This is a genomic window from Tessaracoccus yangjingae (assembly GCF_054483935.1).
The window spans coordinates 3,629,289-3,644,718 of the sequence record NZ_CM137014.1 but is presented as its reverse complement, the minus strand read 5'-3'; the positions used below and the strand labels follow the sequence as shown (position 1 = coordinate 3,644,718).

Sequence of the window (15,430 nt, the reverse complement as noted above, 5' to 3'; positions counted from 1 at the left end):
CCGGCGGCCTTGCGCCGCAGGGCCCACCGGCCTCGCGGAGTGCCGCGAGGCAGTGACCCAGCGGGCCCGACCCGAGTGGGCGGCACTGGGTGCGGATGACGCGTCACTTGGAAGTCCCAGTGGGAGAGAATTTTCTGGGGCCCCGAGGCTGCCGCATCACACCTTGTCAGCGCAGTGTCCAGGTGTGAGGCGGGACCGTTACCGGACAAGTGTCTCGACATCGTGAAATTGACTTTTCACTTTTCAAGGCGCAGTTTTGAATACGTACCCCGCCAATGGCCGCCGATCGGGAGGCCTCACGGGCGTACCCGGCACCTCGGCGTCCCTGACGTTTGGAGGCCTCGTGCCGACAAGACGAAACCACCCCCATGACTGGCGCCCAGCGCCCACCAACCTCTCCGACCTGAACATCGAGAACGAGCTGTCGGAGTCCGGCCCCGTCGAGGAGCGCCGGGAGGCCACCCGCAACCGGCACTCGCCGGCGGTGCTCGCGCTGACGATCCTCGCCACCATCGGCGTCGTCGCCTACACCGTCTTCCTGCTGCAGATCGACAACCGCGGAGACCTGCTCCCGTGGCTGCTCGTCATCGGCGCGGAGCTGATCCTGGTGTTCCTCGGGCTGATGAGCATGTGGACGATGCTGGCCGGCTACAACAAGCAGCCCCCCTACGCCTTCCACGAGGCGCAGCGCCGCCTGTACAACCCGCGCCTGAACGACGAGCTCGGCATCGCCGACGACGCCACCGCGTGGCCGATGTTCATCAACCGCCGCCAGGTGGACGTGGACGTGTTCATCACCGTGTTCGGCGAGGACCTCCACGTGATCCGCCAGACGGTCACCGCGGCGCTGGCCATGCACGGCCGCCACGAGACCTACGTGCTCGACGACGGCGACTCCGACGAGGTCCGCGACCTCGCCGCCGAGCTCGGGGCCGGCTACATCCGCCGCCTCGGCAGCTCCGGCGCGAAGGCCGGCAACGTCAATCACGCGCTGTCCATCACCCACGGCGAGTACTTCCTCATCCTCGACGCCGACTTCGTGGCCAAGCCCGAGATGCTCGAGGAGACGCTGCCCGCCATGGCCGACGACACCGTCGCCTTCGTGCAGACCCCGCAGGTCTACGGCAACCTCCACACCACCATCGCGCGTGGCGCGGCGTACATGCAGTCCATGTTCTACCGCTACATCCAGCCGGGCCGAAACGAGTTCAACGCGGCCTTCTGCGTGGGCACCAACGTGCTGTTCCGGCGTAAGGCCGTCAAGGAGATCGGCGGCATGTACACCGGCTCCAAGTCCGAGGACGTGTGGACGTCGCTGCTGCTGCACGAGCGCGGCTGGAAGTCGGTGTTCCTGCCGCAGACGCTCGCCGTCGGCGAGGCCCCGGAGACCGTCGAGGCCTACAGCAAGCAGCAGCTGCGCTGGGCCACCGGCGGGTTCGAAATCCTGCTGACCCACAACCCGTTCTCGCGCCGCCGTCGCCTCACCCTGGACCAGCGGCTCATGTACTTCGTCACCTCGACGCACTACCTGAGCGGCATCGCCACCGGTGTGCTGCTGTTCGTGCCCGCGCTGGAGATCTTCTTCGACCTGCGGCCCATCGCCGTCGCGGTCGGCCCGCTGGAGTGGGCGCTGTACTACTCGGGCTTCTACATCCTGCAGATCCTGCTGTCGGCGCTGATCCTGGGCACGTTCCGCCTTGAGGTGCTGCTGCTCTCGGCGGCGTCGTTCCCGATCTACATCAAGGCATTCCGCAACGCTCTCTACGGCATCGACGTCAAGTGGTCGGTCACCGGCACGACGGGCGGCCGCGCGTCGGCGTTCAACTTCATCATGCCGCAGGTGCTCACCTTCGTCTTCCTGCTCGTCACCTCGGCGGTGGGCATCTGGCGCGACCTGCTGATGTCAACTCTGAACGTCGCGACGTTCTGGTCGGTGGTCAACACCTTCGTGCTCGGCCTGTTCGTCTGGACCGCCTGGCGCGAGGACCGGATGCGCGCCCGCCCGCAGGCCTCGCGCGCGCTCCACCCTGCTGCACGCCTCGAGGACCAGCCCGCCCTCACCCCCGTTCTCGACCGCGACGCGCTCGTCGCGGCCCACGCCCACACCAAGGAGGCAGTCTCATGACCTGGCTGACCAGACTCAAGATGCTCGGCGGCATCCTCGCCGTCCTCGCCCTCGCCTTCGGGTTGACCCTGTTGTTCAACCAGCGGATGACGCAGGCACACAGCCTGTCCGCCACCGTCACGGCCCCCACGTTCGACGTCGGCTCGGGCTACGGCGGCATCGTCACGCAGCAGTTGGTCAAGAACGGCGATCCGGTGACCGCCGGAGACGTGCTGTTCGTCGTGAGCAGCAGCTCGCTGCAGCAGGCCGTCAGCCAGGGGTCCGCCCCCGGCTCGACGGTGGCCTACGACCTGGACCTGGAGACGGGAACCATCACCTACACCGCGGTCAGCGACGGCTACGTCGTCGACCTCGCCGCGACACACGGCTCCTACGTCCCCGACGGCGCGGTCCTCGCCCGGGTGGTCAGCCAGGAACGTGCCGTCGAGGGCTTCTACAAGTTGAGCCCCGTCGACTACGGACGGGTGGAGGACGGGGCCTCGGCCACCATCGTGCTTCCGAACCTGCAGAAGCTCGACGCCACGGTCGAGAGCGTCCAGGTGGAGACCGAGGACGGGGAGGCGGTGGCCGTCATCCGGATGACCAGCGACACGCTCGTCGATCCCGCGCTCGCCGCCCTCACCCGCGACGGCACGCCCGTCACGGCCCAGGTGCACCTGCGCGACGACGGCATCCTGGCCGGCCCCACCGCGGCGGCCCTGGCGTTCCTCACCAAGATCGGCCTGCGCTGATGAGGGGCGCACGGGCCCTGGCCGCGGGTGTCGCGGCCACGCTGCTCCTGGCCGCCTGCACCGGCCCGCCCTCGGACAAGGGTTCCAGCGGCGTTGCCGCCGGTGAGGGCGTCGCCTGGGCCCCCGAGGGCATGGCGGAGACGATCGAGGGCATCGGCACCGTCCCGGGCAAGGACCTGAAGGCCGTCCGCCTGGCCGACGGCGTCATCCCGCCCACCAACCGCTGGTTCTCGGGGCTCGTCTTCGGCGACGCCCCGCAGCCGGTGTACCCGCTGCCCCTGTCGTTCGCGCTCACCGACGACGGGCTCACCTTCGGCCTGCCTGAGGTGACCACCACGGAGAAGACCATCATGGGCACCAACGCGCCCGTGGTGCAGGTCTCGCTGGGTGAGCGGCCCACGTGGCAGGTGGTCTCCTACGACGACCTGTCCGTCACGGCCGAGGCCTCGGCCGGCGGCTCGCCGCTCGGCAGGGTCACCATCGTGCAGGGGTCGCCCTACGTCACCTACACCGCCATCCGGGACCACGAGCTCAGCACGCAGGCGCCGTTCGAGGCCAGCGGCGGGCACGCCGAGCTGACCGTCGGTGACGACCAGTACGTGGCCGTGTCCGACAGCGGGTCCATCGACGGGGCGAACGTGACCCTTCCCGAGGGCGCCTCCGTCACCTGGGGCGCGGTCCCCGAGGGCGGCGACGCCGCCCGCATCGCGGAACTGGCCGGGCCGGTGACCGCCACGGGCGTGTCCTACGAGGTCGACGGCTCGGTGCGCACGACGCTGAGCTACGAGTCCGACGGGCCCACCGTCGTGGCGCGGATGCCTCACCAGAGCGACGACTCAGCCACGTGCGACGTCGGCACCTACGCCAGCAGCTACGGCACCATGCAGGCGTGCGAGGGCAACCAGATCGCGTGGGAGACCGCCACCTACGAGGCGCGCGGGGAGTTGGACCTGTCCGCCCTCTCGGGGGAGGAGTCCGACGAGCTTCGGGCTGCCCTCACCGCCGATCTGGCCGCGGCGAAGGACTACCCGGCCGACACCTACTTCGGCGGCAAGGCCCTCTACCGCGACGCCCAGCTCTACTCGATCGCCCGCCAGCTGGGCGCCGAGGATGAGGCGACGGCCGTGCGCGAGCGCGTCCGCGAGACGCTCGTCCGCTGGGCAGACCCCGAGGGCTGCACCGTCGAGACGGCGTTCTGCTTCGGCTACGACGAGACCAACCGCGGGATCGTGGGGCTGACGCCGTCGTTCGGCTCGGACGAGTTCAACGACCACCACTTCCACTACGGCTACTTCCTGTACGCCGCCGGGGTGCTGGGCGCCGACGACCCGGAGCTGGTGGAGGAGATCCGCCCCGTGATGGACCTGCTGGCCGCCGACATTGCGTCGTCGCCGGCCAACGAGTACTTCCCGGGCCGCCGGACGTTCGACGTGTACGCGTCCCACTCGTGGGCCTCGGGCACCTCGCCGTTCGCCGACGGGAACAACCAGGAGTCGTCGTCGGAGGCGGTGCTCGCCTGGGCGGGGCTGTCGCTGTGGGCGAAGGCGTCCGGGCAGGCGGACCTGGAGCGTGAGGCCACCTGGCTGCACGCGCTCGAGGCGCAGGCCGCGCGGGCGTACTGGACTGATTTCGACGAGTCGGATCCGGTCTACGACGGTTACGACCACACCGTGATCCCGCTGAACTTCGGAGGCAAGCGCGACTACGCCACCTGGTTCTCGCCCGAGCCTGCCGCCATGCTGGCCATCCTGCTCATCCCGGTGAGCCCTTCGTCGGACCACCTTGCGGGAGATCCCGAGCGGATCGCGCGCAACGTCGCCGAGGCCACGTCGACGGCGGGCTTCAACCAGACCTACGGCGACTACCTGCTCATGTACTCCGCCCTGGCGGGCGAGGAGGAGAGGGTCGCGGCGTTGGAGGAGGCGCGGGCGCTGGACGCCGTCGACGACGGCAACACCCGCACCTACCTCCTGGCCTGGCTGATGGCGCTGCGGAGCTGAGGCCGGCTCAGGCCACCGCGACGACGAACTGGGCGTAGCGGGTCAGCGGGGGAGTGCCGTCGTCGGTCACGGCGAGGACGACGACCACCCGCTGGCCCGGCTCGGCCGTGGCCGGGACGGTGAGGGTGGCCTCGAAGCCGTCCGGCCGGAGGACGGGCGCGTCGACGACGCTGCCGGCCTCGGCGTAGACGCTCCAGGAGGGGCTGAGGGTGTCGCCGTCGGGGTCTGTTGCTGTCGCGGCGAGCCGCACGGCCTGGCCCGGCGAGGCGCTGAGGTCCGGGGTGTCGGCCGTGACGACCGGCGCGTGGTTGGCGCCGTCGAAGGCCGGGGTCACGCCCCAGTCGGCGCGGGCCGCGAAGTCGTTCTGGATCTCAGGGATCCAGCGCAGGATCGTGTACAGGCGCTGCGCCTGCCCCGTGTGCGGATTGTGGTCCTCACCCGCGGTCAGCACGTGCGGGGTGTCGGTGGCCACCATGCGGCCCGCCCATCCGCCCAGCGTCGGGTCCTCGAGGAAGCGCAGGCCGGTGGGGATCAGGCACATGAACGCAGGCGTGTCGCCCTCGCCGGTGAAGTCCAGCCGCTCGAAGCCGCCGATGAGGTCGAACATCCGGAATGCCGACGGGTCCTTGGCCTGCCCCGGCTGCCAGCCGGGGTTGTCGCCCTCACCCTCGAACCAGGTGCCGTCTCCGATGAGCCCGTAGTTGGCCAGCACTGGGCCGTGTCCGTACTTGATGTTGTTGGCCCAGAATCCGCCCTTGAAGTAGGGCAGGACCTCGGGAGCGGCGTGGAGGCGCGAGAACGAGGTGTAGCCGGCGAAGGCCCCGTCGAAGTCCAGCATGGCGACCTCGGGCCAGGCGCCGGCGATGTAGTCGGCGTACGCGGTGTCCTGCTGGCCGATGCTGAGGATCACCGCCTTGCGCGACACCGCCTCCTTGATCCCGGCCCACTCCGGCGAGCCGGCGTGCTCGAGCTCGATGCTCAGCAGCGCCCGGGCGACGGTGTTCGTCCCGCCCCAGATCTGCAGGTAGAGCGGGCGGGGGTCGTCGTCGAGCAGGGCCGCCTTGATCAGGTCGGAGCCCTCGGTGTCGGCGCGGAAGTCGCTCTCGAAGGCCACGTTGCCGACGGCGACGGTTGCCCACAGCTCGGCGGGCGACGGGTACCGCGCATCGTGCTGGAGGAGGTTGGGGTAGATGCGGCTGTAGTCGTCGAGGATGATCCGCTCCATCCAGCCCATCGGCTCCCAGCGCCAGGTCAGCGCGTCGTCGGATCGGGCCTCGCTGCCCGCGGTCTCGCCCATGTAGCCGGTGATCAGGCCGGCCTCCCGCGCCTCGCGCAGCGTGTGGACGCCGTCGCCCTGCCAGTGGTGCACCGACGAGCTGTAGATCAGCCCGATGAGGTCGAGCTCGTTGGTGTAGTGGAGCAGGCGGAGGAACGAGTTGATGTCGTCGGCCTCGCTGTCGGTGGTGACGATGGTCCTCGGCAGTGAGGCGCGGCTCGTCGACGCGGTTGCGGTGGGGGGAGTGTGCGTGGTCACGGCGTCAGAATATCACTGCATGGCCGAATATCTATGCCCGACAGCTGGCGGTCACAGGCCGTCGAGGAACGACAGCATCGCCGCGACCGTCGTGCCCTGCGCCGCCTCCCGCGACACCTCCGGGGTGCCATCCCCGGCCTGTGGGCCGTAATCGCCGAAGAAGGCGTGCACGCCGCCGTCGATGACGACGAACGTCGCGTCGCCGGGGAGCGTCGCGCGGCTGGCTTCCACGTCGTCCGGCGTGGTGAGCATGTCGTTGCTCCCGGAGATGCTGAGCACCGGCAGTTCTGAGGTGGACAGATCCCCGAGTGGGTAGGAGGCCAGCAGGATCAGCCCGGCCTCACCGCCAGAGTCGGCCTGGCTGGACGCCACCACCCCGCCGAGCGAGTGCCCGGACATCACCCACTGCGTGACGTCGGGGAACGCCTGCGAGGCCCCGGCCGCGACGCCCGGCGCCAGGAATGCGATGCCCAGAGGCGGATTGGCGATGTAGACCGGATGTCCGGCCTCCGCCAGGGGCGCCAGGAGGGGGATGTAGGCGCGGGGGTCGACGAGCGCGCCAGGGATGAACGCCACGCCCGTGTCGTCCGCGCCGGCCGTGGGCGCGAGCCGGATCGCGCCTGCGTCGGACGTGACCACGACGCCGGGTGGGGCCTCGATGCTTGCCGGATCCGCCACCTGGACGCGGTAGGGCGCCAACCAGAGCGTTGCGGCGGCGAGCCCGACGCCGAGTGCGGCGTACAGCCACCGTCGGATCGTTCTGGCCGTGCCCGGCCTCGGCTTCCGGCCCACGGCCGCCCACACGATCAGACCCGCACCGGCCACGACGGCGACGATGAGCCAGGCCAGATACGCCCAGTGCCCCGCGACGACGGCGTCGCCCGACTTCAGCACGCCCGCCAGCACGGCCAGCACCAGCGCCGCACCCGGCACGATTCGAGTCCACACCACGGGCCAACGGTAGCCGCGGACGGGGTTGGCGGGCGGGGCCGGGCGCACGAAACGCCGTCGGAAGCGGCTGCCGATGACGTATGGGGCCACGAGGGCGGATTCCGACGGCGTGTCGTGCCCAGGGAGGAGGCGGGGGAAGGAGGGCGTCGGGCGTTTTGGATACCCCCTGGGGTATGACATACTTGTCGTGTGAGTACCTCAGGACCCGACCTCGCGCCCCGCACGCAGCCCATCCTGGGCGCCGTGACGGTCCCGGCCAGCGGGCCCGCCTACTGGCGGGCAGCCTGGTCCGCCCGGCACACGGGCACCGCCGTGGTGAGCGCACTCCTGCTCCTGGCCGCGCTCGTCTCCGCCCGCCAGAACGCGCTCGGCGGTGGCCTGCCCCTCGGCCTGGACATCACGGTCCTGGCGCTGGCCGCCCTGGTCGGCGCTGTCACCCTCGCCACCTACGTGCCGCCGGCCGGCGTGCCGGCCCGGGAGCACCTCGCCGGTGGGTCGTGCGGGGTCATCCCGCTGGCCGCCACCGTCGTCGCCCCTGTCATGCTCGCCCAGGCCCCGGCCACGCTGCTACCGCTCGTGGCCCTCGTCGCCTGCTACGGCGTGGCGGCGGGCAAGCGCATCACCGATCACGCCTCCTGCTGACCCGCCTTGCCGATATCCCTCCCGAAAGGAACCGACACATGTCCACTCTTGAACTGACCGCCGAGAACTTCGAATCGACCGTGACCAGCGAGGGGATCACCTTCGTGGACTTCTGGGCCGACTGGTGCATGCCCTGCCGCGCCTTCGCCCCCGTCTTCGAGAAGGCTGCCGACGCCCACCCGGACGTCCGCTTCGGCAAGGTCGACACCGAGGCCGAGCGCGCCCTCGCCGGCGCGGCAGAGATCTCCGCCATCCCCACGCTGATGGCCTTCCGCGACGGCGTGCTGGTCTTCCGCCAGTCGGGCGCCCTGCCCGCGAAGGCGCTCGAGGAGGTCATCGAAGCCATCGAGGCCCTCGACATGGACGACGTCCGCCGCCAGATCGACGAGGCCGACGCCCAGGCCGTCTGACCACGACGAGACCGCCCGGTCCGCGAGTGCGGCCGGGCGGTCTCGCTGCGTCCACGGCCGGCGGGGCGGGGCGTCCGCGGGCCTCAGGCCAGGGGGCCGAGCAGGAACTGGCTCAGCCGCTGGTTCGGCAGTGCCGCGTCTCCGTGCTGGGTTCCGAAGGCGCTGGTGGCATCGCTCCCGCACAGCGGGATGATCCGCTCCGGTCCGCCGGGGTGCTGCGGGATCCAGTCGGTGACGTCGTAGACGAACCCGTTGACAGCCACCCAGCACGAGTCCGCGGTGGCATGCTCGGCCACCATGTCCATGGTGTAGCCCTCCTCGGGCACGTAGGTGTTGGTGGCGGGCGGGGTGCCGATCCGCGACGGCGAGGCGCTGGGCTCCGTCGACGGGGTGGCCTCGGCCGTGGTGCTGGGTGAGGCCGGCGCGGACGAGGATGCAGACGGCGGGGCCGAGGCGCTGGGGGTGGGCGAGCCTTCGGGCGTGGCGCCCACCCCGCCCCAGACGGCTGTGGCGCCGGAGTGCCCCACCAGCACCGTCAGTGCGATGATCGCGGCCGACAACCCGGCCGCGACCCATCCCGCGACATCGCGGGCCGTGGACGGCTCGTCGTCCTCCTCGCCGCGCACCCACCACAGCCACCCTCCCGCGAACACCAGATAGCCGACGGCGCTGAACGCCAGCGTGGTGCCCAGCGTCTGGTGCGTGGCCGGGATGCCGACGCGCTCGGCCAGCTCGTTGCCCGAGAGCATGGCCACCACCGCCGAGCCGGCCCCCACCACGAGCAGCCCCAGGAGCGGCAGCGCGAACCGCGCCCGCCACCTGGGAACCACCGCGAGCGCCATCACGCCCAGCGCCACGAGGGGGAGGAGCACGACGACAGCGTGCACGACGAGCGGGTGGAGAGGCAGCCCCAGCACGGTGTCCAACATGGATCGAGCGTAGTCGCGAGGGTGCTCCCACGAAACAGCACGGGGCGGACGGACGAGGCCTCCTTTGGTCCCGGTTCGCCGACGGTGGACAATGGGCCCATGAAGAGAGCAGCGGACGAGGGCCTGGACGTCCTGGACGACGACGCCACCCCCCGGCGGAAGCAGCGCCGCGGACCGCTGTTCGTCCTCCTGATGGCGTGCGTGGGCGTGCTGGTGCTGGCGCTTGCCGTCGGCGGTTACTACGCCGCGCGGAGCCTGTCGGCGCTCGATTCGATCTCCCGCGAGGAGCAACTCACCCCGCAGGACTACGAGGGCAGGCCGGACGCCGCCGTCCCCGCCCCTGCCACCACGCCCGGCGCCCCCGAGACCGCGGCCCCGATCAACTTCGTGCTCATGGGCAGCGACTCCCGGGGTGACGTGGAGGACGGCCGCAGCGATTCGCTGATGATCGCCCACGTCACGGGCGACCGCCAGGGCGTGTACCTCATCTCCTTCCCCCGCGACATGTGGGTGGACATCCCGGGCCATGGGAAGGGCAAGCTGAACTGGGCCTACGCCTTCGGCGGCCCCCAGCTGACCGTGCGCACCCTCGAGCAGCTCACGGGCGTCCGGATGGACCACACGGTGCTGATCGACTTCGAGGGCTTCATCCAGCTCACCGACGCCGTCGGCGGCATCGACGTCTACAACCCCTGGGCCACCGAGCAGAACGCCGGGATGCGCTTCGAGGAGGGCCTGATCCACCTCGAAGGTGAACGGGCGCTGCAGTACGTGCGCGAGCGCTACCAGCTCCCCAACGGGGACCTCGACCGCGCCTACCGCCAGCGCACGGTGGTCAAGGAGATCATCCGCAAGATCATGACGCCCGCCACGCTGGCCAACCCGGTCACCTTCTCCGAGGTGGTGGGCAAGCTCGCGGACACGGTGAGCGTCGACGAGGCGATGACCAACCAGTTCGTCACCGAGCTGGCGCTCTCGATGCGGCTGACGGGAACCGGGTCGATCGGCATGCTGCAGGCGCCGGACAAGGGCACGGGGATGGTGGGCAGCCAGTCGGTGGTGGTGGTGGACACCGAGGGCCTGGCCGAGTTGTCGCGCGCGCTCGCCGAGGACGGGATGCACGAGTACCACGCGGCGCACCTCGGCGAGGACGGATAGGCACTGCCGCAGTGACGGGCCACAGGATGGTCCGGTGGTGGGCCTTCGCGCTCCTCGTCGCACTCGCCGCGCCCATCGCCTGGCTGGTGTTCGTGGCTGACGGCTGGACGGTGAACAGGCTGGTTGTGGCCATCTGGAGCCGGGCCGAGGCGCTCGGCGTCAGGGCCACCCCCGAGCAGACCGACGGCGTGCTCAACCTCCTCATGCTGCTCCCGTCGACCCTGCTGGCCAGCCTGTGGCTGCCGCGGGTGCGGTGGTGGGTGTGGACGGCGGCGGGGGCGGCCACCTCGGCGGCGATCGAGACGGTCCAGTACTTCACCGCCCGCGACGCCAACGGCTACGACCTGGCGTTCAACACTCTCGGTGCCGCCGTCGGCGCGCTGGCAGGGGCATGGCTCAATCGGGCCCTCGCCGCCCGGTCAGGTCTCGTCGAGGGCCCTGTCGGTGTACTCGGGGAGGAACCAGGCGGCCACCATGGCCATGCCGAACATGACCCCGAACAGCAGGAAGAGGGTGGAACGGCCGGCGCCGGCCACGATCCACGGGACCAGTAGGGGCGCGAGCATCGCCGCGATCCGGCCGAACGCCGTCGCCGCACCGGCCCCTGAGGCGCGCATCGCCGTCGGGTATACCTCGGGGGTGATGGCGTAGAGCGCGCCCCAGGCGCCGAGGTTGAAGAACGACAGGACGCAGCCGGCGCCGAGCGTGATCGCGTACAGGGCGCTCTCGGAGCCGGGGGCCACCGCGGCCGCGACATCAGGGGCCATCCCGAAGGCGACGGCGCCCACCACCGAGCCGCCGAGGAACGTCACGAGCGTGGGCCGACGGCCCCACACCTCCACCAGCACCGCGGCCAGCGCGTAGCCGGGCAGCTGCGCCAGTGTCATGTAGAGGGTGAACTCGAACGAGCGCACCAGCGTCATGCCGCCCTCGTAGAGGAGGGTGGGCAGCCAGATGAAGGCGCCGTAGTAGGCGAAGTTGATGCCGAACCAGGTGAGCCACAGCGCCACCGTGCGGCGCCTGAAGCGGCTGCTCCATAGCTCGCGGCGGGTGTCCGTCGCCGCCGGGGCGGGGGCGGAGTCCGGCGCCTTCCTCTCCTCTTCGACCGTGACGCCCGCCTCCCGCTCGAAGTCCCGGACGATGGCCTCCGCCTGCGCGTGCCGGCCCTTGCCCTCGAGGAACCGGACGGACTCCGGCAGCCCGAACCGCACGATCAGCGAGTACGCCGCGGGGACGGCGCCGAGCGCCAGCGCCCACCGCCAGCCGTTCTGGTTGGGCACCACGAAGAATCCGACCGTGGCGGCCGCCAGCCAACCCACCGCCCAGAAGGACTCGAGCGCCACGACGACGCGGCCACGGATCCTGCGTGGCGCGAACTCGCTCACCAGCGTGGAGGCCACGGGCAGCTCGGCTCCCAGCCCCAGGCCGACGATGAACCGGAAGACGATCAGCATCGCCAGCCCGGTGGACAGCGCGGAGAGCCCCGTCGCGAGGCCGTAGACCAACAGCGTGAGCGCGAACACCTGGCGGCGGCCGATCCGGTCCGCCAGCAGCCCTCCGAGGGAGGCGCCGAAGGCCATGCCGACGAACCCCACCGAGCCCAGCAGCGACAGCTCGCCGCCGGTGAGGCCCCATTCCTTCGCCAGCGCGGCCATGATGAACGAGATGAGCCCGATGTCCATGGCGTCGAGGGCCCAGCCGACGCCCGAGCCGAACAGGAGCTTGTTGTGCTTCCGCGTGTAGGGCAGCTCGTCGAGGCGCTGCGAGCGCGTCATGAGACCAGACATGCTGGCAGTCTAGGGAGGCTGAGGGCTCTGCGTGGGTCACCGCCCCCGGGCGCCGTCGCCCGGTCCGCCCGGTGCGGCAGAATGGGCGCCATGCCCTCCCTCACCGGCCTCATCGTGTGCCTGCCCGACGCCCCCGCCGACGACCTCGTCGCCGTGGTCGAGGTGCTGATCGAGGAGGGCTTCTCGACCTTCGCGCTGCCTGCGTCGGCGCCCGCCTACGGCGAGATCGCCGCCATCTTCGGGTCTCGCGCCACGCTGGGCGTGCTGAGGGTCTCGGCTGTGGACCAGCTGGTGGCCGCGTCGGCGGCCGGCGCCCGGTTCGCGCTGTGCGACGTGGCCTCCGCCCGGCTCGCCGAGGCCGCCGCCGCGCTGGACCTGCCCTGCTACCTGGGCGCGATGACCCCGACGGAGGTGCGGGCCGTCCTCGAGACCTCGGCCACCGGGGCCCTGCTGTACCCGGCGGACGTCATCGGACACGCCATGGCGCCGCGCCTCGCCGAGCTGGGGCTGGCGGACCGGGTGGTCCCCCTCGGCGGGCTGGGCGCCTACGCGGCGGGCGAGTGGAACAAGGCTGGCGCGCCCGCGGTGTGCGTGGACTCGGCGCTGCTGGGGGACGCGGTGACGGGAGGGTCGTTGTCGCTGTTGCGGGACCGCTGCGGCTCGTTCCGCACCGTCGAGAAGGCGATGACCGCCGGGTAGTGTCCGTCAGGCCTCGTCGTCCGGCATGGCGCGGGCGGGCCGGATGGGACGTGTGGGCTCGTCCTCCACGACCGCACCACCGAGCATGCCGTCGAGCACCTCGGTCTGGCTGACGCCGTCGGCGTCCGTGGCATTGTCGTCGTCGAGGAACGCGATGCCTCCCGCTTCCTCGGGCAGCAGGCGCGATCCCCTGGTGCTGCGGAACACCAGGAACGCCGTCGCCAGCAGCGCCGAGCCTCCCACCACCACGGACGTCAGGAGGAACCAGGAGACGGGGCCGGTGAGATCCTCCGGCGGCGTGGCGGGGGTGGTCCCGGCTTCGGCGCTGGGCGAGGCCGAGGCGGTGGGAGTGAGGGTCGCGCTGGGCGTGGGTGTCGCGGTGGGGGTGGGGCTGGGCGTGGCCGTGGGCACGACGGTGTGCTCGACGGCGATGCTGACCTGCGCGCTGGCGGGCTTGAGGCCGGAGGTCCCGGCGAAGGACAACGTCAGGGTGAGGGTGCCGGCGGGTTGCGCCTCCGGCACGGCGTAGAGAGCCTCGTAGGCGCCCGACGACGTGGTGACGGTGAACGACTCCTCCACCTCGCCGCCTGCGTCCGAGACGGTGATCCCCGCGTTGCCCACGCCGTCGCCGGACGGGCCGGTCAGGCGGCCCAGGATCCGCACCAGCGATCCGTTGACGGCGGTGGCCGGAGCCTCCGCCGTGAGCGTGAGCGCGGTGGGCTGCGCCGGCTCGTTGTCCTCGTCGGGGGCGGGCTTCGAGGGTGCGGCGGTGTCGGAGCCGCCGTTGTCGTTGCCCCCGCCGTTGTCATCGCCGCCGTTGTCGCCGCCGTCGGTGGGGGGCGGCGTGGAGCCGACGGTGATGGTGGTCTGGGCGCTCGCCGGGTCCGCGCCGCGCGACCCGCCGAACTCGACGGCCACCACGTGCTTGCCCGCCGGCAGGTCTGACGGGATGTCGAACGACATGCTGAACTCGCCGTCGCCATCGGTCTTGTCCGAGTCCATCTCGCGGCCGTCGAGCGAGGCGACCACCTTCTCACGCTTGACCGGGTCCCCGTCCGAGGTGAGGGTCCCCGAGATCCGGACCTCGCTGCCGTCGTAGTCGAAGGCGGCCTTCAGCGTGGAGGGGGCCGCATGGGCCGGTGCTGCGATCAGCGCCAGGGCTGCCACGAGGGTCGCGGCGAGGGCTGTGCGCACGGCGGTGGGGAGCATCGACGATTCCATTCCTGCATCAGTGGAGCGAAGCGTAGCCCACACTGAGCGGTTTCTGAGAGGGGGCGGGCCGAGCGGAGCCGAACCGACGGGTTGCATCTGGGCCGGAAACACGTATTCTGAGACTGGCCTTAAGAATTCTCAAGGTTCTCAGGAAAGAGGTGTGGGATGGCAGGAGCGCGACGCGCCGCCGGATTCGCTGACGACGGCGACGTGGCCGAGGCCCAGGTGGCGTCCGCACGCCGCGGCGTGCCGTCACGTCGGGGGGCCACCGTGCGCCACATCCTCGCCCCCGTGACCCTGCTCGCGGTGGTGGGCCTCGCGGCCGCCGCGACCGTGCTGCCCGGCACGGAGGCGGGGTTGGAGCACACCGATCCGAGCATGGCCGCGTCGAGCCCGTTCGGGGTGTCGCGCAACTTCGCCCGCCCCTCCCTCTCCCCGGCCGCGACCAGCAGCTCCGCGCTCCCGACGGCCAGCGCGTCCCCGTCGGCGTCTGCATCGCCGTCGGCCAGCGCGTCCCCGTCCGCGGCCCCGAGTGTCACGGCCAGCCCGGCTGCCACGCCGGCCACCACGGTCGCCGCCGAGCCCGCCCCGGCGCCGGTGGACTACACGGCGCTCAGCGCCACGGCCGGCACCCGCTACACCACCGACCCCGTCAACGTGCGCGTCGGCCCCGGCGTCGGCTACGAGGCCCGCACCACTCTGGCCGAGGCCAAGGCGCTCGAGATCACCGAGTGGGCCGTCGACGGCTGGCGCCAGGTGGTCCTGTCCGACAAGTCGGGCTGGATCAAGGAGAGCTTCCTCACTGCGGACAAGCCGGTGGTCGCGTTGGCGAAGACGGCCACCTCGTCCGGGTCCGGCAGCAGCTCGTCGGGCTTCTCGTCGGAGGCCTGCGCGGCGGCGTCCGGCATCGAGTCCGGCCTCACCTCGCGCACCCGGGCGGTGCTGCGGGCGGTCTGCGCCGAGTTCCCGTCGGTCACCAGCTACGGCGGCTATCGGGCCGGCGGCGGTTCGTACCACAGCTCCGGCCAGGCGATCGACGTCATGGTCTCCGGTGAGGCCGGCTGGGAGATCGCCCGCTGGGCCCGCGCCAACGCATCGGCCCTCGGCATCATCGAGGTGCTCTACTCGCAGCAGATCTGGACCGCGCAGCGCTCCGGCGACGGCTGGCGGGGCATGGAGGACCGCGGCAGCGTCAGCGCGAACCACTACGACCACGTTCACATCAGCGTCGGCTGACCCTGCCTTAGGCTGG

13 protein-coding genes and 1 pseudogene are annotated in these 15,430 nt (G+C 71.4%); 9 read left to right on the top strand and 5 right to left on the bottom strand.

Annotated elements, in window-relative coordinates; all coding sequences use genetic code 11:
* Positions 1 to 343 precede the first annotated feature (343 nt).
* The 3 genes from ACX1D3_RS16575 to ACX1D3_RS16565 are packed head-to-tail and all read left to right on the top strand — an operon-like array spanning position 344 to position 4,856.
* A complete protein-coding gene (locus tag ACX1D3_RS16575) occupies positions 344 to 2,125 on the top strand; it encodes a glycosyltransferase family 2 protein (protein WP_458994901.1) in 1,782 nt (593 codons plus the stop codon).
* Positions 2,122 to 2,856: an HlyD family efflux transporter periplasmic adaptor subunit gene (locus tag ACX1D3_RS16570; protein WP_458994900.1), complete on the top strand. Its 735-nt coding sequence runs from the start codon at positions 2,122 to 2,124 to the stop codon at positions 2,854 to 2,856. Before ACX1D3_RS16575 ends, ACX1D3_RS16570 begins: the two co-directional genes overlap by 4 nt.
* Positions 2,856 to 4,856 (top strand): glycosyl hydrolase, encoded by a 2,001-nt coding sequence (locus ACX1D3_RS16565; protein WP_458994899.1) that lies wholly within the window; start codon positions 2,856 to 2,858, stop codon positions 4,854 to 4,856. Before ACX1D3_RS16570 ends, ACX1D3_RS16565 begins: the two co-directional genes overlap by 1 nt.
* 7 nt (positions 4,857 to 4,863) lie before the next feature.
* Here ACX1D3_RS16565 and ACX1D3_RS16560 read toward each other — a convergent pair whose 3' ends face one another.
* On the bottom strand, positions 4,864 to 6,390 hold the full coding sequence (locus tag ACX1D3_RS16560) for a DUF1593 domain-containing protein (protein WP_458994898.1): 1,527 nt from the start codon (positions 6,388 to 6,390) through the stop codon (positions 4,864 to 4,866).
* A gap of 51 nt (positions 6,391 to 6,441) precedes the next feature.
* Positions 6,442 to 7,431, bottom strand: coding sequence for an alpha/beta hydrolase (locus ACX1D3_RS16555; protein ID WP_458994897.1), 990 nt, complete (start codon positions 7,429 to 7,431; stop codon positions 6,442 to 6,444).
* A gap of 99 nt (positions 7,432 to 7,530) precedes the next feature.
* On the opposite strand from ACX1D3_RS16555, the gene ACX1D3_RS16550 reads away from it, so the two are divergent.
* Complete coding sequence (locus ACX1D3_RS16550) at positions 7,531 to 7,983, top strand: hypothetical protein (RefSeq protein WP_458994896.1); 453 nt, start codon at positions 7,531 to 7,533, stop codon at positions 7,981 to 7,983.
* A 38-nt stretch (positions 7,984 to 8,021) separates the two neighbouring features.
* A complete protein-coding gene (trxA, locus tag ACX1D3_RS16545; RefSeq protein WP_458994895.1) occupies positions 8,022 to 8,393 on the top strand; it encodes a thioredoxin in 372 nt (123 codons plus the stop codon).
* Positions 8,394 to 8,476: 83 nt separating this feature from the next.
* On the opposite strand, the gene ACX1D3_RS16540 is transcribed toward trxA, so the two are convergent.
* The gene (locus tag ACX1D3_RS16540) at positions 8,477 to 9,322 is read right to left on the bottom strand and encodes a DUF2231 domain-containing protein (protein WP_458994894.1); all 846 of its coding nucleotides are present in this window, start codon (positions 9,320 to 9,322) and stop codon (positions 8,477 to 8,479) included.
* Between the two features lie 99 nt (positions 9,323 to 9,421).
* Between ACX1D3_RS16540 and ACX1D3_RS16535 the strand changes: the two genes are divergently transcribed.
* Positions 9,422 to 10,480 (top strand): LCP family protein, encoded by a 1,059-nt coding sequence (locus ACX1D3_RS16535; RefSeq protein ID WP_458994893.1) that lies wholly within the window; start codon positions 9,422 to 9,424, stop codon positions 10,478 to 10,480.
* Positions 10,481 to 10,506: 26 nt separating this feature from the next.
* A pseudogene (locus ACX1D3_RS16530) lies at positions 10,507 to 10,854 on the top strand (VanZ family protein); the annotation flags it as partial.
* 45 nt (positions 10,855 to 10,899) lie between these two features.
* On the opposite strand, the gene ACX1D3_RS16525 reads toward ACX1D3_RS16530, so the two are convergent.
* Positions 10,900 to 12,267 (bottom strand): MFS transporter, encoded by a 1,368-nt coding sequence (locus ACX1D3_RS16525; RefSeq protein WP_458994892.1) that lies wholly within the window; start codon positions 12,265 to 12,267, stop codon positions 10,900 to 10,902.
* Positions 12,268 to 12,357: 90 nt separating this feature from the next.
* Between ACX1D3_RS16525 and ACX1D3_RS16520 the strand changes: the two genes are divergently transcribed.
* The gene (locus ACX1D3_RS16520) at positions 12,358 to 12,966 is read left to right on the top strand and encodes a beta/alpha barrel domain-containing protein (protein ID WP_458994891.1); all 609 of its coding nucleotides are present in this window, start codon (positions 12,358 to 12,360) and stop codon (positions 12,964 to 12,966) included.
* Between the two features lie 6 nt (positions 12,967 to 12,972).
* Here ACX1D3_RS16520 and ACX1D3_RS16515 read toward each other — a convergent pair whose 3' ends face one another.
* Entirely contained in the window at positions 12,973 to 14,175 is a 1,203-nt protein-coding gene (locus ACX1D3_RS16515; protein WP_458994890.1) for a transthyretin-like family protein, read from the bottom strand.
* Between the two features lie 168 nt (positions 14,176 to 14,343).
* Here ACX1D3_RS16515 and ACX1D3_RS16510 point away from each other — a divergent pair, with 168 nt between their 5' ends.
* Positions 14,344 to 15,414: a VldE C-terminal domain-containing protein gene (locus tag ACX1D3_RS16510; protein ID WP_458994889.1), complete on the top strand. Its 1,071-nt coding sequence runs from the start codon at positions 14,344 to 14,346 to the stop codon at positions 15,412 to 15,414.
* Positions 15,415 to 15,430: the final 16 nt, after the last annotated feature.

Coding starts and splice junctions, on each gene's coding strand:
- ACX1D3_RS16570 (WP_458994900.1), top strand. CDS start 2,122: ATGACCTGGCTGACCAGACTCAAGATGCTCGGCGGCATCCTCGCCGTC.
- ACX1D3_RS16565 (WP_458994899.1), top strand. CDS start 2,856: ATGAGGGGCGCACGGGCCCTGGCCGCGGGTGTCGCGGCCACGCTGCTC.
- trxA (WP_458994895.1), top strand. CDS start 8,022: ATGTCCACTCTTGAACTGACCGCCGAGAACTTCGAATCGACCGTGACC.
- ACX1D3_RS16540 (WP_458994894.1), bottom strand. CDS start 9,322: ATGTTGGACACCGTGCTGGGGCTGCCTCTCCACCCGCTCGTCGTGCAC.
- ACX1D3_RS16535 (WP_458994893.1), top strand. CDS start 9,422: ATGAAGAGAGCAGCGGACGAGGGCCTGGACGTCCTGGACGACGACGCC.
- ACX1D3_RS16525 (WP_458994892.1), bottom strand. CDS start 12,267: ATGTCTGGTCTCATGACGCGCTCGCAGCGCCTCGACGAGCTGCCCTAC.
- ACX1D3_RS16520 (WP_458994891.1), top strand. CDS start 12,358: ATGCCCTCCCTCACCGGCCTCATCGTGTGCCTGCCCGACGCCCCCGCC.
- ACX1D3_RS16515 (WP_458994890.1), bottom strand. CDS start 14,175: ATGCTCCCCACCGCCGTGCGCACAGCCCTCGCCGCGACCCTCGTGGCA.
- ACX1D3_RS16510 (WP_458994889.1), top strand. CDS start 14,344: ATGGCAGGAGCGCGACGCGCCGCCGGATTCGCTGACGACGGCGACGTG.